The sequence below is a fragment of the Mycobacterium sp. Aquia_213 genome (genome assembly GCF_026625985.1).
GTDB lineage: Bacteria > Actinomycetota > Actinomycetes > Mycobacteriales > Mycobacteriaceae > Mycobacterium.
Window position 1 is genome coordinate 5,015,263 of sequence record NZ_CP113116.1, and the last position, 25,145, is coordinate 5,040,407.

22 protein-coding genes are annotated in these 25,145 nt (G+C 66.1%); 6 read left to right on the forward strand and 16 right to left on the reverse strand.

Annotated elements, in window-relative coordinates; genetic code table 11:
- Nucleotides 1-21 precede the first annotated feature (21 nt).
- Entirely contained in the window at nt 22-543 is a 522-nt protein-coding gene (locus LMQ14_RS23310) for an RNA polymerase sigma factor (protein ID WP_267731998.1), read from the forward strand.
- Nucleotides 540-1,814, forward strand: coding sequence for a VOC family protein (locus LMQ14_RS23315; RefSeq protein ID WP_267731999.1), 1,275 nt, complete (start codon nt 540-542; stop codon nt 1,812-1,814). The genes LMQ14_RS23310 and LMQ14_RS23315 overlap by 4 nt, the downstream gene beginning before the upstream one ends.
- On the opposite strand, the gene LMQ14_RS23320 is transcribed toward LMQ14_RS23315, so the two are convergent.
- The 10 genes from LMQ14_RS23320 to LMQ14_RS23365 form a co-directional block, all read right to left on the reverse strand.
- Complete coding sequence (locus LMQ14_RS23320) at nt 1,811-2,794, reverse strand: D-2-hydroxyacid dehydrogenase family protein (protein WP_267732000.1); 984 nt, start codon at nt 2,792-2,794, stop codon at nt 1,811-1,813. The genes LMQ14_RS23315 and LMQ14_RS23320 overlap by 4 nt on opposite strands.
- Nucleotides 2,795-2,799: 5 nt before the next feature.
- The gene (locus LMQ14_RS23325; protein ID WP_267732001.1) at nt 2,800-3,972 is read right to left on the reverse strand and encodes an NAD(P)/FAD-dependent oxidoreductase; all 1,173 of its coding nucleotides are present in this window, start codon (nt 3,970-3,972) and stop codon (nt 2,800-2,802) included.
- Nucleotides 3,973-3,997: 25 nt separating this feature from the next.
- The gene (locus LMQ14_RS23330) at nt 3,998-4,825 is read right to left on the reverse strand and encodes a mycofactocin-coupled SDR family oxidoreductase (RefSeq protein ID WP_267732002.1); all 828 of its coding nucleotides are present in this window, start codon (nt 4,823-4,825) and stop codon (nt 3,998-4,000) included.
- A 78-nt stretch (nt 4,826-4,903) separates the two neighbouring features.
- The gene (locus LMQ14_RS23335; protein WP_267732003.1) at nt 4,904-5,728 is read right to left on the reverse strand and encodes an SHOCT domain-containing protein; all 825 of its coding nucleotides are present in this window, start codon (nt 5,726-5,728) and stop codon (nt 4,904-4,906) included.
- Between the two features lie 95 nt (nt 5,729-5,823).
- Nucleotides 5,824-6,609 (reverse strand): PE family protein, encoded by a 786-nt coding sequence (locus LMQ14_RS23340; RefSeq protein WP_267732004.1) that lies wholly within the window; start codon nt 6,607-6,609, stop codon nt 5,824-5,826.
- 171 nt (nt 6,610-6,780) lie between these two features.
- Nucleotides 6,781-7,971: an elongation factor Tu gene (tuf, locus tag LMQ14_RS23345; RefSeq protein ID WP_267732005.1), complete on the reverse strand. Its 1,191-nt coding sequence runs from the start codon at nt 7,969-7,971 to the stop codon at nt 6,781-6,783.
- 100 nt (nt 7,972-8,071) lie between these two features.
- Nucleotides 8,072-10,177, reverse strand: coding sequence for an elongation factor G (gene fusA, locus LMQ14_RS23350; protein ID WP_267732006.1), 2,106 nt, complete (start codon nt 10,175-10,177; stop codon nt 8,072-8,074).
- An 88-nt stretch (nt 10,178-10,265) separates the two neighbouring features.
- Nucleotides 10,266-10,736, reverse strand: coding sequence for a 30S ribosomal protein S7 (rpsG, locus tag LMQ14_RS23355; RefSeq protein ID WP_267732007.1), 471 nt, complete (start codon nt 10,734-10,736; stop codon nt 10,266-10,268).
- Nucleotides 10,736-11,110 carry a 30S ribosomal protein S12 gene (gene rpsL / locus LMQ14_RS23360; protein WP_007167812.1) on the reverse strand — a complete coding sequence of 125 codons (375 nt, stop codon included), beginning with the start codon at nt 11,108-11,110 and terminating at the stop codon, nt 10,736-10,738. The genes rpsG and rpsL overlap by 1 nt, the downstream gene beginning before the upstream one ends.
- A gap of 279 nt (nt 11,111-11,389) precedes the next feature.
- Nucleotides 11,390-12,037: a TetR/AcrR family transcriptional regulator gene (locus tag LMQ14_RS23365; protein WP_267732008.1), complete on the reverse strand. Its 648-nt coding sequence runs from the start codon at nt 12,035-12,037 to the stop codon at nt 11,390-11,392.
- A gap of 190 nt (nt 12,038-12,227) precedes the next feature.
- Here LMQ14_RS23365 and LMQ14_RS23370 point away from each other — a divergent pair, with 190 nt between their 5' ends.
- Complete coding sequence (locus LMQ14_RS23370; protein WP_267735648.1) at nt 12,228-12,605, forward strand: DUF3060 domain-containing protein; 378 nt, start codon at nt 12,228-12,230, stop codon at nt 12,603-12,605.
- Nucleotides 12,606-12,643: 38 nt separating this feature from the next.
- Nucleotides 12,644-13,117 (forward strand): DUF3060 domain-containing protein, encoded by a 474-nt coding sequence (locus LMQ14_RS23375; protein WP_267732009.1) that lies wholly within the window; start codon nt 12,644-12,646, stop codon nt 13,115-13,117.
- A 17-nt stretch (nt 13,118-13,134) separates the two neighbouring features.
- On the opposite strand, the gene LMQ14_RS23380 is transcribed toward LMQ14_RS23375, so the two are convergent.
- The 5 genes from LMQ14_RS23380 to LMQ14_RS23400 all read right to left on the reverse strand — a co-directional run bounded on the left by LMQ14_RS23380 (nt 13,135) and on the right by LMQ14_RS23400 (nt 18,279).
- Nucleotides 13,135-13,902, reverse strand: a complete 768-nt coding sequence (locus LMQ14_RS23380; RefSeq protein WP_267732010.1) for a crotonase/enoyl-CoA hydratase family protein — start codon at nt 13,900-13,902, stop codon at nt 13,135-13,137.
- Complete coding sequence (locus tag LMQ14_RS23385; RefSeq protein WP_267732011.1) at nt 13,899-14,621, reverse strand: PaaX family transcriptional regulator C-terminal domain-containing protein; 723 nt, start codon at nt 14,619-14,621, stop codon at nt 13,899-13,901. The genes LMQ14_RS23380 and LMQ14_RS23385 overlap by 4 nt, the downstream gene beginning before the upstream one ends.
- Nucleotides 14,622-14,623: 2 nt before the next feature.
- Nucleotides 14,624-15,562, reverse strand: a complete 939-nt coding sequence (locus LMQ14_RS23390) for a crotonase/enoyl-CoA hydratase family protein (protein ID WP_267732012.1) — start codon at nt 15,560-15,562, stop codon at nt 14,624-14,626.
- Between the two features lie 8 nt (nt 15,563-15,570).
- Entirely contained in the window at nt 15,571-17,199 is a 1,629-nt protein-coding gene (locus LMQ14_RS23395; RefSeq protein ID WP_267732013.1) for an acyl-CoA dehydrogenase family protein, read from the reverse strand.
- A gap of 321 nt (nt 17,200-17,520) precedes the next feature.
- Nucleotides 17,521-18,279, reverse strand: coding sequence for a deoxyribonuclease IV (locus LMQ14_RS23400; protein WP_267732014.1), 759 nt, complete (start codon nt 18,277-18,279; stop codon nt 17,521-17,523).
- Nucleotides 18,280-18,397: 118 nt separating this feature from the next.
- Between LMQ14_RS23400 and LMQ14_RS23405 the strand changes: the two genes are divergently transcribed.
- Together LMQ14_RS23405 and LMQ14_RS23410 are read left to right on the forward strand one after the other, a co-directional pair.
- Nucleotides 18,398-19,294, forward strand: coding sequence for a nucleoside phosphorylase (locus LMQ14_RS23405; RefSeq protein WP_267732015.1), 897 nt, complete (start codon nt 18,398-18,400; stop codon nt 19,292-19,294).
- A complete protein-coding gene (locus LMQ14_RS23410) occupies nt 19,291-21,066 on the forward strand; it encodes a hypothetical protein (protein ID WP_267732016.1) in 1,776 nt (591 codons plus the stop codon). Before LMQ14_RS23405 ends, LMQ14_RS23410 begins: the two co-directional genes overlap by 4 nt.
- Nucleotides 21,067-21,194: 128 nt before the next feature.
- Here LMQ14_RS23410 and LMQ14_RS23415 read toward each other — a convergent pair whose 3' ends face one another.
- Nucleotides 21,195-25,145 carry a DNA-directed RNA polymerase subunit beta' gene (locus tag LMQ14_RS23415; protein ID WP_267732017.1) on the reverse strand — a complete coding sequence of 1,317 codons (3,951 nt, stop codon included), beginning with the start codon at nt 25,143-25,145 and terminating at the stop codon, nt 21,195-21,197.

Consider the following 25,145-nt stretch of genomic DNA (forward strand, 5'->3'; position numbering starts at 1 on the left):
TGCCGCGGCGACGATAAGAGTGTGAGCGCCGAATCGGATCACCAATCCGACGCTCGACGCGCGCTTTTGGCGCTCTACGACGAGGCGTTGCCGGTGGTTTACGGGTACTTCGTGCGACGCTGCGGCGATCGCGGCGCGTCGGAGGACCTGACGTCGGAGACCTTCCTCGCGGCGATGGACGCCGCGCGCAAGGTCGAGCCGCCGCCGGTCACGATCGCGTGGTTGCTCGGCGTGGCACGACACAAACTGGCCGACCACTATCGGCGCGGTCAGGACCGGCTCAGCGTGCCGGTGGCCGAGCCGCCGGAACCCGTCGACACGGCCGACGACTGGGACGCCGAGCTGGATCGCCTGGTCGCCGAAGCCGTGCTGGCCCGGCTGGCCGAGCCGCACCGCACGGTGCTGGTGCTGCGCTACATGGACGACTGCAGCGTCGGCGAATGCGCCGCGCTGATCGGGCGTACGGTGCACGCCACCGAAGCGCTCCTGGTCCGGGCGCGCCGCGCATTCAAGAAGCACTATCCGGAGGGAGGCATGTCATGAACCGGCGCAACCACAGCGATCCACTCGGCGTGCTGCGCACCGATGACCTTCCGGTTCAACCTGATCCGGCTTTCGCCGCGCGGCTGCGCCGGCAACTAGAAGCCGGACTTTCCCTACCAGAAGGAGTTGTCATGAGCGGCACCACAACTGCCCTTGCCGACCTGGCCGAACCCGATGCGCCGCGGGCGCCGCGACCGGCGGCACTGCCCTATCTGAGTGTGGCGAACGCACGCGCGGCCATCACGTGGTACACCGAGGCGTTCGGCGCCGTCGTGGTCGGTGATCCAATCATCATGGACGACGGGCGAATTGGGCATGCCGAGATCGCGATCGACGGTGGTGTGCTGTACCTGGCCGACGAGTATCCGGAGCTTGGCTTGAAAGCACCTGCACCGAAAGCTGTTTCGGTCAGCCTGATGTTGCACGTGGCCGACACCGATGCGGCCCTGCACCAAGCCCGCGAACACGGTGCGACCGTCGAGCGGGAGGTCTACCAGAACTACGGAACGCGCAACGCCACCATCATCGACCCCTTCGGGCACCGCTGGATGTTGTCCGGGCCCACGGCTGCGCCCGTCACCACCATCGCGCACGGCGACATCGGCTACATCTCGGTGTGGACTCCGGACGCCGACCGCGCGGCGGCCTTCTACGGGCATGTCCTGGGCTGGACATTCGACCCCGCGTCACACCAGGTGACCAACACCGACCTGCCGACCGGAATTTTCGCCACCGCAGCACCCGCCACCTTGTTCTGCTGCTACGCCGTCGACGACGTCGAGGCCGCCCGCATCGCGATCGCCGAGGCGGGTGGTGTCCCGGGCGAAATCCGGGACACCGAGTACGGCGTCCTGCTCGACGCCACCGACCCGCTGGGCACGGCGTTCGCGGTTCACCAACCCACCGCCGGCCGAAAGCGCCCAGAACTCAACGGTTCCGGGCCCGGTGAACTGTCCTACGTCACTTACGAAGTGGCGGATTCGGCCGGGTTCCGCGAGTTCTACGGCCGACTGTTGCGGTGGAGCTTCGAGCCGGGCCGCGTGACCGATGGCTGGCAGGTGGTGGGATCGCATCCGATGGCCGGGGCCGCCGGGGGCAGCGCGCGCCCGACCACCGTGCCGATGTGGACAGTCGCCGATATCGACGCGGCGGTCGCACGGGTCCGCGAAGCCGGCGGCACCGTACTTGCCGAGCCGGCCCGCCAGCCCTACGGCATCAGCGCCGAGTGCACCGACGACCAGGGCGCGCGGTTCTACCTGGGGCAGCTCTAGGTCAGTGCCTCGGGGTTGGCGATCCGGACCGGCGCGCCGTCCAGCCAGGCCACCACGGCTTCGATGCTGTCCGAATAGAAAGCGCCCAGCATCTCGCGGGTGACGTACCCCAGGTGGGGAGACAGCGTCACATTCGGCAGCCGGCGCAATGGATGGTCGGGCGCGGGAGGTTCGACGTCGAAGACGTCGAGCCCGGCGCCGGCGATGCGCCCGGCCTGCAGCGCCGAGATCAGCGCCGCCTCGTCGACGATCGGGCCCCGCGACGTGTTGATCAAGTAGGCGTGCGGGTTCATCAGGGCCAGCTCGGGTCCGCCGACCAAGCCTCGCGTCCGCTCGGAGAGCACCAGGTGGATGGAGACCACATCGGCGGAGTCGAACAACGCCGCTTTCTCCACCCGGCGCGCACCGGCAGCCGTCGCGGCCTCCTCGGTGAGATTCTGGCTCCACGCAATGACTTCCATGCCAAACACGCCTCCGTACTCGGCCATCCGCTTACCGGTCCGGCCCAGGCCCAGCAGCCCGAGAGTCTTGCCGGCAAGCGTTACGCCGGCGCTGCTCTGCCATCCACCATCGCGCATCCGCCGATGCTCTTCGGCCAAGTTGCGCACCGTCGCGATCAGCAGGCCCCAGGCGAGTTCGGGCGTGGCGTCGTGGACCGCCCGGAATCGGGGGTTGGCGAAATCCGAATGGGCGACCAGGACGCCGGATTCGCTGGCCGCGGCCATGTCCAGGTTCGGCAGGCTCATGCCGACGATCGTGATCAGCTTCAGGTTTCCCAGCCGCTCGATCAGCGTGCGCGGCAACGCCATCCGTTCGCGCACGGTACAGATCACGTCGAACGGCTGCAGTACTTCTGCCGCTTCCGCTTCGGAGAGATGCCGGTCGAAGACGGTGATCTCGGATCGGCTCTGCACCGGCGACCAGTCGGCGAGCTCGAGTGCCATACCGGCGTAGTCATCGAGTATCGCCACCCGGGGCATGGGCGTCAGCCCAGCATTTCCGAAATGGGTGTTGCGGCAGCGATTTTGCCGCGGGCCTTCATGACTTTGCCCGGCAACCCGCCGCCGACCACGCCGACCACAACTCCGTCGCGCTCGTAGTAGGCCAGGAACTTTCGCCCGTCGTCCTCGACCAGGTGCACGATGTCGGTGGCCTCCGGCTCCCCCAGGCACTGGATCTTGACGTCGTACTGGTCGCTCCAGAAGTACGGCACCACCGTGACCGACGGCACCTCCTGGCCAAGCATCGCGGGCACCACCACCCGGGCCTGGTCGGCAACGTTGCTCCAATGTTCTACGCGTGCTTGATGTCCCGTCGCATCGCGCCACGACGCGACGTCGCCAAGGGCCCACACATTGGGCGCACTGGTGCGGCCGGCCTCGTCGCAGATGACACCGTTGTCGACGTCGACGCCGCTGCCCTCCAGCCATTCGGCGGCCGGCCGCGACCCGATACCGACGACCACCAGGTCGGCCGCCAGCTCGGTGCCATCGGACAGCACCACCGTCTCGACACGGCCGTCACCGCGCACCTCGGCCACACCGATGCCGGTACGCACGTCGACGCCTTCGCCGCGATGCAGCCGCGACACCAGCTCGCCGATCTGTTCGCCGAGCACCGAGGCCAACGGCGTGGGCTGCGGCTCCACCAGCACCACGTCGACCCCCAGGCTGCGCAGGCTGGCCGCGACCTCGCAACCGATGAAGCCGGCGCCGACCACCACGGCGTGCCGCGCCTGGGAAGCGTGCTCGCGCAGCGCCATGCTCTCGTCGAACGAGCGCAGCACGCGAATTCCCTCGAGATCCGGGAACGCCGGGATGCGCCGCGGGACCAAACCCGTCGCGATCACCAGCTCGTCGTAACCAAGCGATGTTCCGTCGGAAAGGGTCAGGGTCTGAGCGGCGGTGTCCAGGCCGGTGGCCGCCGCCCCGAGCCGCAGCGTGATGTCGTTCTCGTCGTAGAACTCACGCGGCTTGAGGGCGACGTCGTCAACCTCTTTGCGCAGCACTTCCTTGGACAGCGGCGGCCGATCGTAGGGCAAATGGACCTCGTCGCTGACGATCGTGACTGGCCCGGTGTATTCCGACCGACGCAATTGCTCGGCCGTGCGCGCAGCCGCGAGCCCGCCCCCGACGATCACGATTCCTTTATTGCTCACGTGGAGTTCATAGCACGCGGGGCGGTCAGTACTTTAGGGCACCCTTATCGACGGGGATCTGCATGCCGGTCACCGTGCCCGCGCCGTCGCCGGCCAACCAGGCGACGACATCGGAGACCTCTTCGGCCGCCATGAATCCCTTGTACTGCATCGGCATTGGCGGGAAGCTGTGCACGAAGCGGGGATGCTTGGCGAAGATCTCCATCATTGCTTCCGGTTCGATCATCGGGGTGTCGATCGAGTAGGGATGGATGGAGTTGACCCGGATGCCGTATTCGCCGAGCTCGATCGCCAGGGTGTTGGTCAGCGCGGTCAGCCCGAACTTGCTGGCCGAGTAGTGGCCGTTGCCGGGCGTGGCCTTCAGTCCGGCCGACGAGCTGACGACGACGATCGATCCGCCGTTGCCGGCCTCGATCATCGCGGGAATCGCGGCACGCAGGGTGCGCCAGGTGCCGGTCAGGTTGACCCCGATGACGGTGTCCCACTGCTCGTCGGTGAGTTCCCAGACCCGGCCCCAGCCCAGCACACCGGCGTTGGCCACCACGATGTCGAGCCGGCCGAACTGCTCCACGCCGTCGGCCACCAGTTGGCGCACGGTGGGGTCGTCGCGAATGTCGCCGGCGCGCGCCAGGATCTTGCGGCCCTCGGCCTCCACCAGACGGACGGTCTCGCTGAGATCTTCGGGGGTGGCCGGCGTGTACGTCACGGTGTCCGACGCCGATGCGCAGATGTCGAGCGCGATGATGTCGGCGCCCTCGTGAGCCAGCCGCACCGCGTGCGCACGCCCTTGCGCGCGGGCGGCGCCGGTCACGAATGCCACTCGTCCTTGCAGTGATCCTTCACGTCCCGACACGGCACGCCCCTTTCGCCGAATCACAGGCTAGCAGCGAAACTGAAACGTGTTCTAACTCGGTTCGAAGAGTCGACGAGCTCAGATCTCCGAGATGATCTGGGTCCGCCGCGCGTTGTACTCCTCGTCGGTCAAGGCGCCACTGGCGCGCAGTGTCTCGAGCTGTTGGAGTCGCTCGCCGATCGATGCCGGTGGGGGTGAGCCGACCGGTCCCGCGCCGGCCGGGGCCCCTTGCGCCGCGGGCGCCTGCTCGGCAGCGCGGCGCACCACCGCTTGGATCTGCTGACGTAGCCCCGGGTTTGACCGAATGTCGACCATCCGGTTGAGCGGAACATTGTTGTCCTTGAGGATCTGCAGGATCTCCATCAGCGGCCCGGCTTGCCCGCTGAGGTCATAGGTCCTGTTGTCCTCGGCCACGGTAAACTGCGCTGGCACCAGCCCGTTAACCAAAGCGCTTCGCTCCCAGTCGATTTGGTATTCTTGGGTGGTGGGGTCGAGCAGTACCACGAGTTTGCGCGCGGTGAGATTGCCCAACCTGGTGACGTTGGCGATGACCCGGTCTTGACTGTCGAACGGCGTGAAACCCGGTCCGGCGATGTGCAAGTCGACCTTCACCAGCGGCTGGTCGTTGATCCGGGTCCCCGTCTCGGCGAGCCCGGTGATTTGGGCGAGCGCCAGCACCCCGTGTTGCTCCAGCAGCGCCGATTTGGCCGCCGACTTCGCGCCGTAGTTGGTCAATGCGAGCGCGATCAGCACGTCGGCCACCGTGATGAGTAGGCCGACATAGAACATCCACTGCAGCACGCTGCCCAGGCCGAGAGTGAAGTAGACGACCAGAAAGATCGGCCCGACCAAACCGCCGCACAGCAGAACCACTAACTGCGTCTTGAGATAGCGCGCCAACACGTGTGTCTCCTCGCCTAGCCGGGAAGTTCGTGTCAGATTAGCGCTGTCGCGTGCGCGTTATCCATAACCGGCGTCCGGGCATCGGCCCAGGCCATTCAACGCGAGGGTGTCGGCGGACGGCCTTTGGGAGCGGCGGGCGGGGGCGGCGTGGCTGGCCCAATCGACGCCGCCGGGATCGCCGCGGGCAGCATCGTGGCCGACGTGAGTTCCGCGGCCGCGACGTCCGCCGGGGCCGTCGAGGCGGTCGCCGGGCCGGTCACATCCGCCGACGGGGCCGCCGGAGCCGGCGTAGAGACTGGTGTTTCCGCGCTCGGCGCCGCGGCCGCGGGGGCCGAAGCCGCCGATCCCGCCGGCGCGGCCGCTGCCGCGGTGGTCGCCGCCATCGGTGTGGCCGTCGCCGCCACCGGTGCGGCCGTCGGCGCTGCCACCGCGGCCGGCGCTGCGACACCCGGCTGCACAGCCGCTGCCACCGGCACCCCGGACGCCACGGAACCTGCCTGTGCCGCAGCGCCGAAGATCGACTGCTGGGCGCTCAGTGCCTGGCCGGATGAACTGGCCGCGCCGAGCACAGGCTGTGCCGCCGCCTGCAGCGGCGCGGCGTTGACGACCTCGGTGTCCGCGTACTGCGTCGCGCCACCGCTCATGAGCTCGACAAATTGCTGATGGAACATCGCTGCCTGAGCGCTGATGGCCTGATAGGCCGCGGCGTGGACGCCGAACAGGTGCGAAATGCTTGCGGACACCGCATCGGCGCCAGCGGCCTCGACCGCCGAGGTCGCGCCCGACGCCGCCGAGTTGGCGTAGTTGATGGCGGACCCGATTTTGGCCAGGTCGGATGCCGCGGCCGCCACATACTCCGGCGTCGCATTTACGAACGACATCCGAACCTCCCGGCCAGGCCTCGACGGTCAACTTCCCCAACCGTTAATTTCAGACTGACATCGACAGATCTTACCGGAAATTAGCAAATCAGTTGTGCAGCTTCTGCGGGGCCGAAATGCGCAAAGCCCGGACCGCCGAAAATCGGCTAGTCCGGGCTTTGTGCTGTAGAGCTAGGTGATGATCTTCACGACCCGGCCGGCGCCGACGGTACGGCCACCCTCGCGGATAGCGAACCGCAGACCGTCATCCATGGCGACGGGCTGGATCAGCTTCACCGAGATGTTGGTGTTGTCACCGGGCATCACCATTTCGGTGCCCTCCGGCAGCGTCACCACGCCGGTCACGTCCGTGGTACGGAAGTAGAACTGCGGACGGTAGTTGTTGAAGAACGGCGTGTGCCGGCCGCCCTCGTCCTTGGACAGGATGTAGACGCTGCCCTCGAACTCGGTGTGCGGCGTGGTGGTGCCGGGCTTGACCACAACCTGGCCGCGCTCGACGTCCTCACGCTTGATACCACGCAGCAGCAGCCCGACGTTGTCGCCGGCCTGGCCCTGGTCCAGCAGCTTGCGGAACATCTCCACACCGGTGACCGTGGTCTTGGTGCTGGTCGGCTTGATGCCGACGATCTCGACTTCCTCGTTCACGTTGATCACGCCGCGCTCGACACGACCGGTGACCACGGTGCCACGACCGGTGATCGTGAAGACGTCCTCGACGGGCATCAGGAACGGCTTGTCGGTCTCGCGAACCGGGTCCGGAATCGACTCGTCGACGGCGTCCATCAGCTCCTCGACGGACTTAACCCAGTCCGCGTCGCCCTCGAGCGCCTTGAGCGCCGAGACCCGGATCACCGGAGCCTCCTCGTCGAACTCCTGGGCGGCCAGCAGCTCGCGTACCTCGAGCTCGACGAGCTCGAGCAGCTCCTCGTCGTCGACCATGTCGGCCTTGTTCAGGGCGACCAGGATGTAGGGCACCCCGACCTGACGGGCCAGCAGCACGTGCTCACGGGTCTGCGGCATCGGTCCGTCGGTGGCGGCAACCACCAGGATCGCGCCGTCCATCTGGGCCGCACCGGTGATCATGTTCTTGATGTAGTCGGCGTGACCCGGGGCGTCCACGTGGGCGTAGTGACGCTTCTCGGTCTGGTACTCCACGTGGGAGATGTTGATCGTGATACCGCGCTGACGCTCCTCGGGCGCGTTGTCGATCTGGTCGAAGGCGCGCGACTCGTTGAGGTTCGGGTACTTGTCATGCAGAACTTTGGTGATCGCCGCGGTCAGCGTGGTCTTGCCGTGGTCAACGTGACCAATGGTCCCGATGTTGACGTGCGGCTTCGTCCGCTCGAACTTCGCCTTCGCCACTTCTGTGTCCTCCTGGACTAATTGGTGCTTTTGAAAAGCAGTGTTGATGTTGTTGTAAGTGCCGCGGTGGTAACCGGGCCAGGTTACTCCGAGCTGATGTTCACTCGCCCGTCGCCTTGGCGATGATCTCCTTCGAGACGTTCGCCGGGACTTCGGCATACGAGTCGAACACCATGGAGTAGTTCGCCCGGCCTTGAGTCTTAGACCGCAGGTCGCCGACATAGCCGAACATCTCCGACAGCGGCACGTGCGCCCGAACGACGCGCGCACCAGCCCGCTCCTCCATGGCCTGGATCTGGCCACGGCGGGAGTTCAGGTCGCCGATCACGTCACCCATGTAGTCCTCGGGTGTGGTCACTTCGACCGCCATGATCGGCTCGAGGATCACCGGCTGGGCTTGCTGCGCAGCCTTTTTCAGCACCTGTGACCCTGCGATCTTGAACGCCATTTCCGAGGAGTCAACCTCGTGGTAGGCACCGTCAAGCAAGGTGACCTTCAGGTTCACCAGCGGGTAGCCGGCCAGCACGCCGTACTGCATCGCGTCCTGGGCACCTGCATCCACCGACGGGATGTACTCCCGCGGGATGCGACCACCGGTGACCTTGTTCTCGAACTCGTAGGTCGCGCCGTCCTCGCCGGTGAACGGCTCGAGGTTGATGAGCACCTTCGCGAACTGGCCCGAGCCACCCGTCTGCTTCTTGTGGGTGAATTCGACCTTTTCCGCGATCCGCTTGATGGTCTCCTTGTAGGCGACCTGCGGCTTGCCGACGTTGGCCTCGACCTTGAATTCGCGGCGCATCCGGTCCACCAGGATGTCCAGGTGCAGCTCGCCCATCCCGCCGATCACGGTCTGGCCGGTCTCGTTGTCCTGGTGCACCTTGAAGGTCGGGTCCTCCTCGGCGAGCTTCTGGATCGACAGCGACAGCTTCTCCTGGTCGCTCTTCGTCTTGGGCTCGATGGCCACCTCGATGACCGGGTCGGGGAAGGTCATCGACTCGAGCACGATCTGCTGGTTCGGGTCGCTCAGGGTGTCACCGGTGGTGGTGTCCTTGAGCCCGATCACCGCGTAGATGTGCCCCGCCGAGGCCGTCTCCACCGGGTTCTCCTTGTTGGAGTGCATCTGGAACAGCTTGCCCAGCCGCTCCTTCTTGCCCTTGGTGGCGTTGATGACCTGGCTGCCGGAGTCGACCTTGCCCGAGTACACCCGGACGTAGGTCAGCTTGCCGAAGAACGGGTGCGTGGCGACCTTGAACGCCAGCGCCGAGAAGGGCTCGTCGGTCGACGGCTTGCGGACGATCTCCTCGTCCTCCTTGCCCGGCGGGTGGCCGACGGCCGGTAGCACGTCCAGCGGCGAGGGCAGGTAGTCGATGACCGCGTCCAGCATCGGCTGCACGCCCTTGTTCTTGAACGCGCTGCCGCACAGCACCGGGTACGCCTCGGAGCTGATGGTCAGCTTGCGGATGGCGCCCTTGATCTCCGCGACGGTGAGCTCTTCGCCACCGAAGTACTTCTCCAGCAGTGCCTCGTCGGTCTCGGCGACGGCCTCGAGCAGCTTGGTGCGGTACTCGTCGGCCTTCTCCTGCAGTTCGGCGGGGATGTCGATGGTCTCGTAGGTCTCGCCGAGCTTGGTCTCGCCCCGCCACACCTTGGCCTTCATCTCGACCAGGTCGACGATGCCCTCGAAGTCGCCCTCGGAGCCGACGGGCAGCTGGATCGGGATGACATTGGCGCCGAGGCGCTCTTCCATCGTGCGGACCGAGAAGTAGAAGTCGGCACCGATCTTGTCCATCTTGTTGACGAAACAGATCCGCGGGACGTCGTACTTGTCGGCCTGCCGCCACACCTGCTCGGACTGCGGCTCGACGCCCTCCTTGCCGTCGAACACGGCAACGGCACCGTCGAGAACACGCAGGCTGCGCTCCACCTCGACAGTGAAGTCGACGTGCCCGGGTGTGTCGATGATGTTGATCTGGTTGTCATTCCAGAAGCAGGTGGTGGCGGCGGAGGTGATGGTGATTCCGCGCTCCTGCTCCTGCTCCATCCAGTCCATGGTGGCGGCGCCGTCGTGGACCTCACCGATCTTGTAGCTGATACCGGTGTAGTAGAGGATGCGCTCCGTCGTCGTGGTCTTGCCGGCGTCGATGTGCGCCATGATGCCGATGTTGCGGACCTTGGTCAGGTCGGTCAGCACGTCCTTCTGTGCCACAGAAGTCTTCCCACTCTTTCGATTGCGTAGTTAGTTCGCTGTCGGTTTACGCCCGGCGACTCTGCCGATCTACCTGCCTGGCGGCTATCTACCAGCGATAGTGCGCAAAGGCGCGGTTGGCCTCGGCCATCTTGTGGGTGTCCTCACGCCGCTTGACGGAAGCCCCGAGGCCGTTGCTGGCGTCCATGATCTCGTTCGCCAGCCGCTCGATCATCGTCTTCTCCCGGCGCTGCCGCGAGAAGCTGACAAGCCAACGCAGCGCCAGCGTGGTGGACCGGTCCGGACGCACCTCGACGGGCACCTGGTAGGTCGCACCACCGACACGGCGGCTGCGCACCTCCAAGGCAGGCTTGACGTTGTCGAGAGCGCGCTTGAGCGTGATGACCGGATCGGTGCCGGTCTTGTCGCGAGCCTGCTCGAGCGCACCATAAACAATGCGCTCAGCGACCGATTTCTTCCCTTGCAGCAGAACTTTGTTCACCAGCTGGGTCACCAGCTGCGACCCGTAAACCGGGTCGTTGACCAGCGGACGCTTCGGCGCGGGCCCCTTGCGCGGCATTAGCTCTTCTCCTTCTTGGCGCCGTAACGGCTGCGAGCCTGCTTGCGGTTCTTGACACCCTGGGTGTCCAACGAACCGCGGATGATCTTGTACCGCACACCGGGCAGGTCCTTCACACGACCACCGCGCACCAGCACCATCGAGTGCTCCTGCAGGTTGTGGCCCTCACCCGGGATGTAGGCGGTGACCTCGACCTGACTCGTCAGCTTCACACGCGCGACCTTCCGAAGCGCCGAGTTCGGCTTCTTCGGGGTGGTGGTGTACACGCGGGTGCATACGCCACGGCGCTGCGGGCTGCCCTTCAGGGCCGCGGTCTTGACCTTGGCGATCTTGTCGCGGCGACCCTTGCGGACCAGCTGCTGAATGGTTGGCATCTACCGGCTTTCTGTGTTCGAAGTCTTCGTGCTGCTCTTAAGTCTCTGTACTGCTGTTATGCCCCGCCGCACTACCCCGCGGCCGGGTGTGTCGCACCCGCTCGGCATCAGAATCATCCGATGCGTGGTGGACATGCGAATTCGCCCGGCATCCACTTCCTTACGTCAGGCGCCGTAAGCCGCCAGGCACGAGCCACCACAATACCCGCCGCTGGTCTGGCAGGTCAAAGCGGCCGCTGGGCGCAACCGCTCACCTCGCCGCACGCGTCCGGTGGCCCGCTATTTCGACGCAGCGCCGTCCGGTGCGGTGCGCCTGTCCAGACCGGTTGCCAGCCGCAACACCATCTCGGTGAACAGCGCATCGGTGTCGATGTCATCCATGACACCGGTCATTTCCAGCAGGACGAATCCGTGCAGTGCCGACCAGAACTCGAGCGCGGCGAAAAAGGCCTCCTCGCCGTCGAGCCCGTAGGAGGTCAGCACCGAGATCACCGGACCGGCCGCGTCCCTGGTCGCCGCGGTGTATTCGGGGTCATCGCCGCCCAGCGGCATCCGGGTGAACGCCGAGTACCGCCCGGGGTGGTGATGGGCGTAGCTGCGGTAGGCACCGGCCATGACCAGCACCGCGTCATCGCGGAAGCGCCCCTCCCCGACCCGGTTCAGCATCGTGATGATGTCGTCGATGACCCGGATCCGAACGGCGCGACGCAGATCCTCCAGGCTGTCCACGTGGTTGTAGAGCGACGGCCCCTTGGTGCCCAGCTGCATCGCCAGCGCGTTGATGGTCAGCGAGTCCCAGCCCTCTCGGTCCAGGAACGTCAGTGCGCCATCGACGATGCCGTCGCGGCTCAGCTTTCCCGGCCGGGATCCGGACCTGCCGCCACGTTGGCGCCCTCCCGCCGACGGCTGTTCAGGATGAACTGCCATGGCGATCGCCCTTCGATTGCGGTGAATTGGTGAAGGTCAACTAATGACTCTAGTTGACAGAGTCGCCAATCTACTCGGACGGAACCGGCGCGGGTCGCGGTTGGCCGCGAACGAAAAACATTTGCCATCGAGCAGGCAAATGCACGTAGGCTCAGTCGAGCAGATACCCGCTGACGCGAAGGGGGCCGCGGTGCACTGGAGAACCGTCGCCGGGTCGCTTGCAACCTGTGTCATCACGATTGCGGCCACGCCCGCCGCGCCGCCGCCGGCCGCGCACGCCAAGAACGGCGACACCCACATCACCGGGGAAAACACCACGCAGACCCTGGACTGCGGTGACGGGACCCTGATCGTCAACGGCACCGGGAACTACATCAACGCAATGGGCAACTGCTATGCGGTGACGGTGATGGGCTCGGGCAACACGATCATCGCGGACACGGTCACGCACGACATCACGGTGTACGGCTACGACCAGACCGTCTTCTTTCACAACGGCGCGCCGATCCTCTGGGACCGCGGCCGGGAACTGGGAATGGTCAATCGACTGCAACAGGTGCCTGCCTGAGGCACTGCCACCGCAGTTGCCGTACCGAAAAGGGGAACATGCGCGTCCACATCACTGACCATCCGTCCAAGCTCGCCGTACTCGCCCTCGCGGCCGTAGTGCTGTCCGGTTGCAGTTCGACCGCCAATCCTCCCGGGGGCCCCAGCACGACGACGAAGAGCAGCGCACCCACCACGACGAGCGCCGCGGCGGCCCCGACGACTTCGAGTGGCGAAAGCACCACGGCTTCCGTCGAAATCGGGAACACGCTGAACTACGGATCGGTGGGGACGACGGCCACGCTCGACTGCGCCACCGGCAAATCGCTGAATGTCGCCGGCTCCAACAACACCCTGACCGTCACCGGCAGCTGTGTGACGGTGAACATCGGCGGCGCCAGCAACAAGATCACCATCGACAAGGTCGAGACTCGCATCACGGTGCTGGGTCTCGACAACACCATCATTTACAAGGATGGTGAGCCGAAGGTGGACAACCTCGGCTCGGGCAACACCATCAACAAGGGCAGCTGATCGGCTTGCCGGCCCTTCTAGCTGGCGGACGCGCCGTGCCGGCCGGCGCCGGCCGCGAACCGCCCCGCGCCTTCATTGGCCTCGGCCGCAACTTTCCAGATGCTGGCGAATTCCTGGTCGATTGCCGCTGATTCGGGCAACCCCCACTGTTGTAGCGCCGAAAGCCGGTCCGCTCGCAGGCATTGCTGGGGCAGGGCGGCCAATTCGGCGGCCAACGCCTCGGCGGCCTGTCGCGCTTCCCCTTTGGGGACAACGCGATTGGCCAGTCCCATCGCGAGCGCTTCGTCGGCCTTGACGCCGCGGCCGGTGAGGATCATGTCCATCGCCCGGCTGTGCCCGATCAGGCGCGGCAGCCGCACGGTGCCGCCGTCGATCAGCGGCACTCCCCAACGGCGGCAGAACACACCGAACTCGGCATCCTCCTCGGCCACCCGCAGATCGCACCACAGGGCCAGCTCCAGACCCCCCGCGACGGCGTAGCCGCTCACCGCGGCAATCACGGGTTTGGACAACACCATTCGCGACGGGCCCATCGGGCCCGGGCCGGTCGTGTGGATCGAGTTGGCCTCCGATGTGCCGAAGGCCTTCAAATCGGCTCCCGCACAGAAGGTTCCGCCGTCGCCCCACAACACGGCCACCGAAGCGGAATCGTCGCGGTCGAATTCGTCGAACGCCGCATACAGCGCGGCGGCCGTTGGGCCGTTCACGGCGTTACGCGCGCCCGGCCGGTTGAGGATCACCGTAGTCACCGGACCCTTACGCTCCACTCGCACCGGATCAGTCATCTCGCCTCCAGAAGTTGAGTTGCATCGCGCCGCTGCAGCAATTCGGTCGCGAAGTCGTGGTAAGCGCCGCGCAGCCGCGCGCCCGGCCAATCGTCGGGCAGCAGTTCGGCGGGCAGCATCGGGTCGGTGAGCAAGTGCCGCACGATCGCGGCGGCCACCACAAACCGGCCGGGAATGTCGCAGGCTTCGGCCATCTCGTCCAGCAACCGGCGACCGGCGTTCACCCACTCGGGCAGGTCCCACAGCTCGGCGACCAGCTGCTCGGGTGCGTCGTCGCGCGCCTTGAGCACCCGCACCCGGTCGGCAACGTCGGGCTCCAAGTCGAGGTCGAGATTGTCGGGACGCATCCAGACACCCTCGCGCAGTTCACCGAAACGCTTGCGGTACATACTGGCTCGCTGCGCGGCCCGGGTACGGGCATCGGTGCCCACACTGGTGACGACCACGACGTGCCAGTCACCGCGCCAGGCCCGGGTCGGTGGCCGCATCGCCTCGTCCTGGCGGTCCTGGCGGGCCAGCAGCCGATCCGAGAGCCGGTACCCGTCGGCGGACCGGATCAGGTCCCCGGCGCCCACCATGCGGGTCAGCGCGACCCGCAGCGTCGTCTCCTTGATCCCGAAATCTGCTGTCAGCCTGATCAAGTCGCTCGCGGTCGCCCAGGCGGGGTGAGCGCCGAGCAGCACGCTCAGCACCACGGACCGGGCCGTCATGTTCGGCATGGCTACACCTCGGAGGTGCGGCGACCGTAGTCGCCGAACGGCTCGTCGCGATGGCGGACCGCTTCGCGGAAGCCGTGCTCGACGGAGTCGGCGACGAAGTCGTGCCCCTCCTGGGTGTGCCGGGCGACACCGTCGAACACCGTGCTGACCATCCGGCTGGTGGCCACACCCTGTTGCAGCAGAGCGGAATTCAGCGCGAGCTTGACCATGATCAGCTGATTGACCGGAACCGCGGCGATGCGCTGCACCAGGCGCTCGGTGCGCTCGTCGAGGTCTTTCGGGTCCGGCGCCTCGACAGCCAGTCCCCACTCCGCGGCCTGCGCGCCGGTGATCGAATCACCGGTGAACAGAAGACGTTTGGCGCGCTGGTCACCGAGCCGGTGCGCCCACAGGCCCGCCGCCGGGACACCCCACACCCGGGTGGGCGGGTAGCCGATCTTGGCGTCGGCGGCGGCGATCACCTGGTCGGCGTGCAACGCGATGTCGGTGCCGCCGGCCACGCAGTAGCCGTGGATCTTGACCACCGTCGGTTTGTCGGCGTGCATCAGGCTGGAAAACCCACGCACGAATCGGCTCATCATCTGGTAGTCGATCATCGGGTCCCACGGTCGGTCCGGCATGTGGTTGATGCCCTGGGTTTTACCGTCCAGCACGGTGCCCGCGTACGCGCCGGTGCCGCCGGCCGAGGAGGTGCGGTCGGCGTAGGCGGACAAATCGAAGCCCGCGCAAAAGCCTTCGCCGCGACCGGCCACCAGAATGACGTGCACGTTCGGATCGAGATCGGCCCGCTCCACCAACGCCGAGAGCTCCAGCGGGGTGTCCGCGACGATCGCGTTGCCCTTCTCCGGCCGATTGAAGGTGATCCGGGCAACCCGGTCGGTGACCTCGTAGGTCATCGTCTTCAAATTGTCGAAATCGACCGGCCTGATCGCATGAGTCATGTTGTGACTCAGCCCTTTACCAGGGCTCGCTCCAGGATGGGCGCCAGATCCAACCCGGTCGGCATGGTGCCGAACGCGCCGCCCCACTGACCGCCCAGCCTGGTCGCCAGGAATGCCTCGGCGACGGCGGGGTGGCCGTGCCGCACCAGCAGCGAGCCCTGCAGAGCCAGGCAGATGTCTTCGGCGACCTTGCGGGCGCGGTACTGGATGGTCTCGAAGTCGCTCAGGTCTTGACGCAGCCGCTCGACGTGGCTGCCAAGCCGTGGATCCTGGCGGGTGCTCTCGTCCAACTCGGCGAAGAGCACCTCGACGCATTCCGGACGAGTCGCCATGGCGCGCAAGGTGTCCAGCGCGCTGACGTTCCCGGAACCTTCCCAGATACCCATCAGCGGGGCCTCGCGGTACAGGCGCGGCATCCCCGACTCCTCGACATAGCCGTTGCCGCCCAGGCATTCCAGCGCTTCGGCGGCGTGCGGGGTGGCACGCTTGCACACCCAGTACTTACTTGCCGCCAGGCCGATCCGGCGCAGCAGGGTTTCTTTCTCGTCGCCGCGCAGCGCGCTGTCGGTGGCTCCGGCCATCCGCATCGCGACGATCGTGGCGGCCTCGGCCTCGACGGCCAGGTCGGCCAGCACGTTTCGCATCAGCGGCTGGTCAATCAGGTACGCGCCGAACGCTTTCCGATGTTGGGCGTGGTGGATGGCCCGAGTCAGGCCGGTGCGCATGCTGGTGGCCGAGCCAAGGGTGCAGTCCAGCCGGGTGAGGTTGACCATCTCGATGATGGTCGGCACGCCGCGGCCCTCCTCGCCCACCAGCCAGGCGACGGCGCCGTCGTATTCGACCTCACTCGAGGCGTTGGCGTGATTACCGAGCTTGTCCTTGAGGCGCTGCAGGAACATCCGGTTGCGACTGCCGTCGGGCAGGATGCGCGGCAGCATGAAGCACGACAGCCCACCCGGCGCCTGCGCGAGGACCAGGAAGATGTCGCACATCGGCGCGGAGGTGAACCATTTGTGTCCGGTCAGGCTGTAGGTGCCGTCCCCGTTGGGGGTCGCCTGGGTGGTGCCGGCGCGCACGTCGGAGCCGCCCTGTTTCTCGGTCATCGACATGCCCGCGGTGATGCCGGCCTTAGTGGTGGCCAGCTTGAGCTCCGGGTCGTACTCGCGACTGGTCAGCAGCGGCTCGTAAACGGCTGCCAACTCCGGGTTGTAGCGCAGCGCCGGGACGACCGCGTAGGTCATCGAGATCGGGCAGACGTGGCCCGGTTCCACGTTCCACGCCGAGGTCTTGGCGGCCCGCACCACATGCGCACCCGGGCGTTCGTCGGCCCACGGCGCCGCGTGCATGCCGTGCGCGATCGCTGCACGCATCAACTCGTGGTAAGCCGGGTCGTACTCGACCTCGTCGACGCGGTGCCCGGTGCGGTCGTGGGTGTGCAGGATGGGCTGATTGCGGTCGGCTAGCTCACCCCAGCGCTGCGCTTCACGACTGGCCGACAACGCCCCGACCGCATGCACCTCGTCCAGACCCCACTGCCCGCCCTCGCGGATCAGGGCCTCGACAAGCATCGGCGACGTTGCGGGGTTGTAGTCCTCCAGCGGTGGAACCTGGTTGGTGACGACATGCGTGTCTGACATGCCACTCATATTACAGTTTTCCAACAACCGCACAAGAGGTGTAATACCGACGGGCTTCTGGTGCACGGCCCCTAAAGTGGCTCGGGTGAGGATCAAGCAGGTAATCGCTGGTTCATTGCTCGCGGGCGCTCTTGGGATCGCCGCGTCGGGCTTCGGTGTCACGGTGGCCAGTGCAGACCCTCCGCCCCCACCGGACCCAGCAGTGCCGGGTCCACCCGTCCCCGGACCGGGCGACCCGGTTCAGCCACAACCGATCAGGCCGTCAATACCGCCCAGACAGTTCATCCCTCCGCCGCCGCGCTGACCCTGGGCTCGGCGTCGTCAGCCAGCGGCCTTGTCCCGCAAGAAGGCGATGTCGTCTTTGCGGCCTTCGTCGGAGGTTTCACAGATCACCGGCGCATCCGCGGCCTTGACCGCCGCGACCAGCAAGTCGGGATCGATCTGGCCGGTGCCTAAATTGGCGTGCCGGTCCCGGCCCGAGCCCGCCTCGTCCTTGGAGTCGTTGCAGTGCACCAGATCGATCCGGCCGGTGATGGCCTTGATCCGGTCGACGGCGTCGACCAGCGCCTCACCGGCTGCCCAGGTGTGGCAGGTGTCCAGGCAGAAGCCAATTCCGCTGTCACCGATGACATCCCACAGCCTGCCGATGGTGTCGAAGTGGCGGGCCATCGCGTGGTCGCCGCCCGCGGTGTTTTCCAGGTACACCGGCACGGTCGATTCCAGCTGATCGAGCGCCTTACGCCAGCGCTGAAAACCCTCGTCGAGGTCGTTGTCGTCGGCGACGTGGCCACCGTGCACGATGACCGCGGCAGCGCCGATGTCGGCGGCCGCATCGCAGGTCTGCTGCAGGATTTTGCGCGACGGGATCCGTACCCGGTTGTTCGCCGACGCGACATTGATCAGGTACGGCGCGTGCACGTAGATCGGCAGCGCCGCGGCCTTCAGCACGGCGGCATCCTCGCGCGGCTTGGGCGCCTTCCAACTCTGCGGGTTGCCGAGGAATATCTGTACTACGTCAGCGCCCTCGGCCTCCGCTGCGGCCAGCGGGTCTTGCGGACTGACGTGCGAACCAATAAGCACGACACCCAGTCTAGTTTCGAGGGCTGACGGACGAGTACACCGCTGGACCCCGCGGCCGGAACGTGAGATGGTCTGAGCAAACACGGATGCTCGACCGATTCGGCGGCGGTGGATTCGATTGCCAAGCACTCAACAGCTCGACGAATCCGAACTCATCCTGAATCCGGACGGCTCCGTCTACCACCTTCAGCTGCGGCCCCAGGATCTGGCCGGCAAGGTGATCTTGGTCGGTGATCCCGAGCGCGTCCCGATCGTCTCGCAACGCTTCGACTCCGTCGAGCTGACCGCCCGCAACCGGGAGTTCTCGACCCATACCGGCTACGTCGGCACCACTCGAATTTCGGTCGTGTCCACCGGCATTGGCGCCGGGAGCATCGACATCGTGCTCAATGAGCTCGACGCGCTGGTCAACCTCGACCTGCAAGCACGCCGGCCGAAGCCCGATCACACCGCACTCGAGATCGTTCGCGTCGGGACCGCCGGAACGCTGCAGCCGGACGTGGCCCTGGACTCCTTCGTCGCCTCCTCCTACGCCGTGGGCCTGGACGGGCTGCTGCTGTTCTACGACCTGCCGTCTCCCCCCGACGCGGGCCTCGAGGAGGCCCTGCTGCGGCACCTCGAACTCCTGGAGATTCCGCTGCGCCCCTACGTGGTGAGCGGCGACCCCGGGCTGCACCGCACCTTCGTCGAGTCGGCCCGAGGCGTCTGCCATAGCGGGATCACCGTGACCTGCCCGGGTTTTCACGCACCACAGGATCGGTTCCTGCGAGCGCCGGCCCGACGCTCGGGTTGGCTGCCGCGCCTGTCCGAGTTCCGGCACGGCCCCCATCGGATCACGAATTTCGAGATGGAGACCGCGGACATCTACGGACTGGCGGGGATATTGGGGCATCGTGCCTGCTCGCTGAGCGCGATCGTCGCCGATCGGGTCGGCCGTAAGTTCAGTTCCCGTCCGGCAGAAACGATTTCGGAGCTGATCGATCTGGCCATCGCACAATTGGCGGAGGCGGTATGACGCCGACGGACGCCGACGCCACGCTGGATCTACTGCTTCCGGTCCGCATTCGCGAACTCATCGAGCGCAACTACTACTCGAAGGTGAACGCGAGCCTGACCCTCGAGGAGGTGGCCAAGGATCCGGCCTTCCTGGAGGATCCGATCAGCCACCTCGCGCTGTTCACCGATCACGGCGTGATGCACATGCGCGACGTCGCCCATCGCATCGTCGACATGATCGCGAACGTGTCGGGAGTCAAGATCGCCGAGCGGCCCCGGCTTCGCCTGGACGTCATGACGAGCTACGGCTGCCTGCTCGCCTACGTCCACGACATCGGGATGTCTGACCTGAATCCCTTTGGGCGAGTGGTCCATGCGGAGTTCGGCGGGCACGAGGCTTTCGGCGGGGCCTTCGACGAGATCGTCGACATTCTGTGGGAGGAGAACATCGGGAACCTGGCCTGGAGGGTGCTGCGCCTGACCAACGCCGGCGTGTTCGAAGGCCCCCCGCAACGGATCCTGCGCGAACTCGCCTCGCTGGGCTATGCCCACAGCAAGAGCTCCGTGCCCGCCGCGATGCTCAACGACACCACGGCGCTGCGCGAAAGGATGCTGCATATCCTGAGCCATCCGCTGGAGGCGCTGTACCACGCGAAGCGACTGAAGAAGAGCCGGACCGACGACCAGCGCGCGCATCACCAGGCCGCACTGCAACGCGCCGCGAGCCCGGCGGCATTGGAAGAGCACCGCGGCCAGCTGCTTGCCCGCCACTACGACGACTTCGAGAGTACGGCCTTCGCCTGGCTGGAAGTCGTTGCACCGCAAGCTCAAGAGTTCGTCGCCGACGTCGTGGACACCATCCGCTGCCTGCGCTGCGCGGATGCGCTGCGACAGCGCGGCACCCACCTGAGGACCTCGGGCAACTACCAGATTTTCATCGATCAGCGGACCGCGAACGCGGTCTATGCCTTGCATGACCGAGAGGGGCGGACATACCTTCTCGAGGGCGACAACCCGATCAATGCCGGCGAGGCCAACCTCGAGGTGTCGGAAGTCACCCACGAAGGCGACCTGCGCTTCGCGTTCTTCCGCGGCAGCTTTGGATCGGAGGAGGCGGTGCACCGCGCGGCGCACAACGCCTCGGTCATTGTCGACGACATTCAGGCCGACGTCGTCGACAGCTTCATCGGCGGCGCGGACGACAATGGCGGCCGGCGCACCTGCGTGCTCCTCGAACACACCGAAGACAATCCCGAATTCGCGGCGCTGGTAGCCGATTTGGTGGTCGCTCGCGCGCCGTCGCTCAAGGATCGCGTCGTCTGCGTACCGGCCTTGCGCAACGCTCCCGAGCCGGAACGGCGGCGTTTCCTGGCAGCCAGCGCGATCGACTGGGACCACGAGAAACGCATGACCTTTCTGCGTAACGTCGCGGGCCGCGGCTACCGCACCGATCACATCGATCCCGACCTCGGCTTCAAAAGCACACGCCTGAGCCATCTTTCGCCGGGCGAATGCCTCACCGAAGTCGGTGCCCGGGCAAGCTTTGTCTATGTCCCACTGACGTCCGGGCTGCGCGGCCGACCGTCGGGCGGTTACGACTACTTTCGGGTTCACCCGTGGGAGCCGTTGGGCGTCACCGGCGTAATCCGGGGCGATTTCCGGAACTCCACGGTCGTCGCGGAGGACGAGGTGGACGTGCTGATCCTGCCGAAGGACGTCTACCTTCGGCACTGGCACCGCAATTACACGCCGGCGGAATTCTCCGATCTCATCCGCAACCTGCCGATGTGATCAGGCGCGAACGTGAAGCTGGCCGCACGTTCGGTGTCGAGTGTGAAGCCAACTTCACGTTCGGCGGCAAGGCGGCCACGGCAACGAAAAAGCCCCGGGCGTGAACCCGGGGCTTTTTCGATTGTTGACTAGCGGTAGTCGCTGTAGCCGTAGTCGTCCAGCGGAACCGCAGCACCGGTGGCCTGACCGAAATCCGGGCTGTAGTACTGATCCTCGTAGGACGGGATCGTGTACGCCGCGGCGCGGGCCTCCTCGGTCGGCTGAACCTGGATGTTGCGGTACCGGTTGATTCCGGTACCTGCCGGGATCAGCTTTCCGATGATCACGTTCTCCTTCAGACCGTTGAGCCTGTCGCTGCGGCAGTTGATCGCCGCATCGGTCAGAACTCGCGTGGTCTCCTGGAACGACGCCGCGCTCAGCCACGAGTCGGTGGCCAGCGACGCCTTCGTGATACCCATCAGCACCGGACGACCGGCGGCGGGCTCGCCGCCCTCGGCCACCACCCGGCGGTTCTCCGACTCGAACCCGGCACGCTCGATCAGCGAACCCGGCAGGAACTCGGTCGCGCCGGAATCGATGATGGTGACGCGGCGCAGCATCTGGCGAACGATCACCTCGATGTGCTTGTCGTGGATCGACACACCCTGAGCGCGGTAGACCTCTTGGGTCTCCCGGACCAGGTGGATCTGCACCTGACGGGGACCTTGCACCCGCAGCACCTCGTGCGGGTCGGCCGAGCCTTCCATCAGCTGCTGGCCCACCTCGACGTGGTCGCCGTCGGACAGCACCTTCTCGGAACCGTCTTCGTGCTTGAACACCCGCAGCCGCTGCCGCTTGGAGAGCTTGTCGTAGACGACTTCCTCGCCACCATCGTCGGGAACGATGGTGATCTTGTAGAAGCGCTCACCGTCCTCGAGCTGAATCCGCCCGGTGACGTCGGCGATCGGCGCCTTGCCTCGCGGCACCCGGGCCTCGAACAGCTCCTGCACACGCGGCAGACCGCCGGTGATGTCCTCACCGACACCACCCTGGTGGAAGGTACGCATGGTCAGCTGTGTACCGGGCTCACCAATGGACTGCGCGGCGACGATACCGACGGCCTCGCCGATGTCGACCAGCTTGCCGGTGGCCATCGAACGCCCGTAGCAAGTCGCGCAGACGCCGGTGCCCGTGGTGCACGTCAGCACCGAACGCACCTTGATCTGCGTGATACCCGCGGCCAGCAGGGCCTCGATCGACGGGTCACCCAGGTCCTCACCACGCGCGACGACGACGTTGCCGGCCTCGTCGACCGCGTCGGCGCCCAAAGTCCGTGCGTACGCCGAGGTTTCGATGTACGGGTCGCGGATCAGGGTGCCGTCGGGCTGACGCTCGGCAAGCTCGACGGTGATGCCGCGCTCGGTCTCGCAGTCGTGCTCGCGGACGATGACGTCCTGCGACACGTCCACCAGACGACGGGTCAGGTAACCCGAGTCGGCGGTACGCAACGCGGTGTCGGCCAAGCCCTTTCGAGCGCCGTGCGTGTTGATGAAGTACTCCAGCACGGTCAGGCCCTCGCGGAACGAAGACTTGATCGGACGCGGGATGAACTCACCCTTCGGGTTGGTCACCAGGCCCTTCATGCCGGCCAGCGTCCGGGTCTGGGTGAAGTTACCCGTGGCACCGGACTCGACGATTGTGATGATCGGGTTGTCGGGCGGGTAGTGCTCCCGCAGCGCCTGACCGACCTCGTCGGTGGCTTCCTTCCAGATCTCCACCAGCGCCTCGTTGCGCTCGTCGTGGTTCAAAGCACCACGCTGGAACTGCTTTTCGACCTTCTCCGCCCGATCCTCGTAGTGGTCGAGGATCTCCTTCTTGCGCGGCGGAACCAACACGTCGGCCATCGAGACCGTGACACCGCTTCGGGTCGCCCAGTAGAAACCGGCGTCCTTGAGCTTGTCGACGGTCTGCGCGACCACGATCATCGGGTAGCGCTCGGCCAGGTCGTTGATGATCGCAGCCTGCACCTTCTTGTGCATCTGCTTATTCACGAACGCATAGCCCAGCGGCAGCAGCTCGTTGAACAGCACCCGGCCCAGGGTCGTGTCCGCTGTCCACGAATCACCGGGCCGCCAACCATTGAGGCCGAACAGCTCGGCCTCGATGTCGGCCGGCGGGCGCAGCTGGGTCAGCCGCACCTTGATCTTGGCCCGCACCGAGAGCAAACCGCGGTCGGACGCCATGATTGCCTCGGCCGGCGAGGAATACACGCCCACCTCGGGTTGATCCTTGGCGGCCGGCTGGTATTCGCCGTCGGAGCCGGGCACCTCGGTGGTGAGGTAGAACAGCCCGGTCACCATGTCGAGTCGCGGCATGGCCAACGGGCGGCCGGACGCGGGCGACAGGATGTTGTTCGACGACAGCATCAGGATGCGAGCCTCGGCCTGCGCCTCGGCACTCAGCGGCAGGTGCACCGCCATCTGGTCACCGTCGAAGTCGGCGTTGAACGCCTCACACACCAACGGGTGCAGCTGAATGGCCTTGCCCTCCACCAGCATTGGCTCGAAAGCCTGGATGCCGAGTCGGTGCAGGGTGGGTGCGCGGTTCAGCAGAACCGGGTGCTCGGCGATGACCTCTTCGAGCACGTCCCACACCTGGGGACGCTGGCGCTCGACCATGCGCTTGGCGCTCTTGATGTTCTGCGCGTGGTTGAGGTCGACCAGCCGCTTCATCACGAACGGCTTGAACAGCTCCAGCGCCATCAGCTTGGGCAGACCGCACTGGTGCAGCTTGAGCTGCGGGCCGACCACGATGACCGAACGGCCCGAGTAGTCGACACGCTTACCGAGCAGGTTCTGACGGAACCGGCCCTGCTTACCCTTGAGCAGATCCGACAGCGACTTCAGCGGACGGTTACCCGGCCCGGTGACCGGGCGGCCCCGACGGCCGTTGTCGAACAGCGCGTCGACGGACTCCTGCAGCATCCGCTTCTCGTTGTTGACGATGATCTCGGGCGCACCGAGGTCGATCAGCCTCTTGAGACGGTTGTTGCGGTTGATCACGCGGCGGTACAGGTCGTTCAGGTCGGACGTGGCGAACCGGCCACCGTCGAGCTGCACCATCGGGCGCAGCTCCGGCGGGATCACCGGCACCGCGTCGAGCACCATGCCCATCGGCGAGTTGCCCGACTGCTGGAATGCCGCGACGACCTTCAGACGCTTCAGCGCACGAAGCTTCTTCTGGCCCTTGCCGTTTCGGATGACGTCCCGCAGGATGTCGGCCTCGGCGTCGATGTCGAAGTTCTCGATCAGCTTCTGAATCGACTCCGCACCCATTGCCCCGGTGAAGTATTCGCCGTAGCGGTCGATGAGCTCGCGGTAGAGGTTCTCGTCGACGATCAGCTGCTTGGGAGCCAGCTTGGTGAACGTCGTCCAGATGTCCTCGAGCCGGTCCAGCTCACGCTGGGCCCGGTCACGGAGCTGGCGCATCTCACGCTCGCCACCATCCCGAACCTTGCGCCGCGCATCGGCTTTCGCGCCCTCGGCCTCCAGCTCGGCCAGGTCGGCCTCCAGCTTCTGCGCGCGGGCCTCCAGGTCGGCATCGCGCTGGTCCTCAACACCCTTGCGCTCCACCACCATTTCGGCCTCGAGCGTCGAGAGCTCGTTGTGCCGCATCTCGTCGTCGACCGCGGTGATCACGTAGGCGGCGAAGTAAATGATCTTCTCGAGATCCTTCGGCGCCAGGTCGAGCAGGTACCCGAGGCGCGAAGGCACGCCCTTGAAATACCAGATGTGCGTGACCGGTGCGGCCAGCTCGATGTGGCCCATCCGCTCACGACGCACCTTGGCGCGAGTTACCTCGACGCCACAGCGCTCACAGATGATGCCCTTGAAGCGCACGCGCTTGTACTTGCCGCAGTAGCACTCCCAGTCGCGAGTCGGTCCGAAGATCTTCTCGCAGAACAGGCCGTCCTTCTCGGGCTTGAGCGTGCGGTAGTTGATTGTCTCCGGCTTCTTGACCTCGCCGTAAGACCATTGCCTGATGTCTTCCGCGGTGGCCAGACCGATACGGAGTTCATCGAAGAAGTTGACGTCGAGCAC

Excerpts from the sequence above, each read along its gene's own strand:
- LMQ14_RS23315 (WP_267731999.1), top strand. The coding sequence starts at position 540 with ATGAACCGGCGCAACCACAGCGATCCACTCGGCGTGCTGCGCACCGAT.
- LMQ14_RS23320 (WP_267732000.1), bottom strand. The coding sequence starts at position 2,794 with ATGCCCCGGGTGGCGATACTCGATGACTACGCCGGTATGGCACTCGAG.
- LMQ14_RS23340 (WP_267732004.1), bottom strand. The coding sequence starts at position 6,609 with ATGTCGTTCGTAAATGCGACGCCGGAGTATGTGGCGGCCGCGGCATCC.
- rpsG (WP_267732007.1), bottom strand. The coding sequence starts at position 10,736 with ATGCCGCGCAAGGGGCCCGCGCCGAAGCGTCCGCTGGTCAACGACCCG.
- rpsL (WP_007167812.1), bottom strand. The coding sequence starts at position 11,110 with ATGCCAACCATTCAGCAGCTGGTCCGCAAGGGTCGCCGCGACAAGATC.
- LMQ14_RS23365 (WP_267732008.1), bottom strand. The coding sequence starts at position 12,037 with ATGGCAGTTCATCCTGAACAGCCGTCGGCGGGAGGGCGCCAACGTGGC.
- LMQ14_RS23375 (WP_267732009.1), top strand. The coding sequence starts at position 12,644 with ATGCGCGTCCACATCACTGACCATCCGTCCAAGCTCGCCGTACTCGCC.
- LMQ14_RS23380 (WP_267732010.1), bottom strand. The coding sequence starts at position 13,902 with ATGACTGATCCGGTGCGAGTGGAGCGTAAGGGTCCGGTGACTACGGTG.
- LMQ14_RS23385 (WP_267732011.1), bottom strand. The coding sequence starts at position 14,621 with ATGCCGAACATGACGGCCCGGTCCGTGGTGCTGAGCGTGCTGCTCGGC.
- LMQ14_RS23390 (WP_267732012.1), bottom strand. The coding sequence starts at position 15,562 with ATGACTCATGCGATCAGGCCGGTCGATTTCGACAATTTGAAGACGATG.
- LMQ14_RS23395 (WP_267732013.1), bottom strand. The coding sequence starts at position 17,199 with ATGTCAGACACGCATGTCGTCACCAACCAGGTTCCACCGCTGGAGGAC.
- LMQ14_RS23410 (WP_267732016.1), top strand. The coding sequence starts at position 19,291 with ATGACGCCGACGGACGCCGACGCCACGCTGGATCTACTGCTTCCGGTC.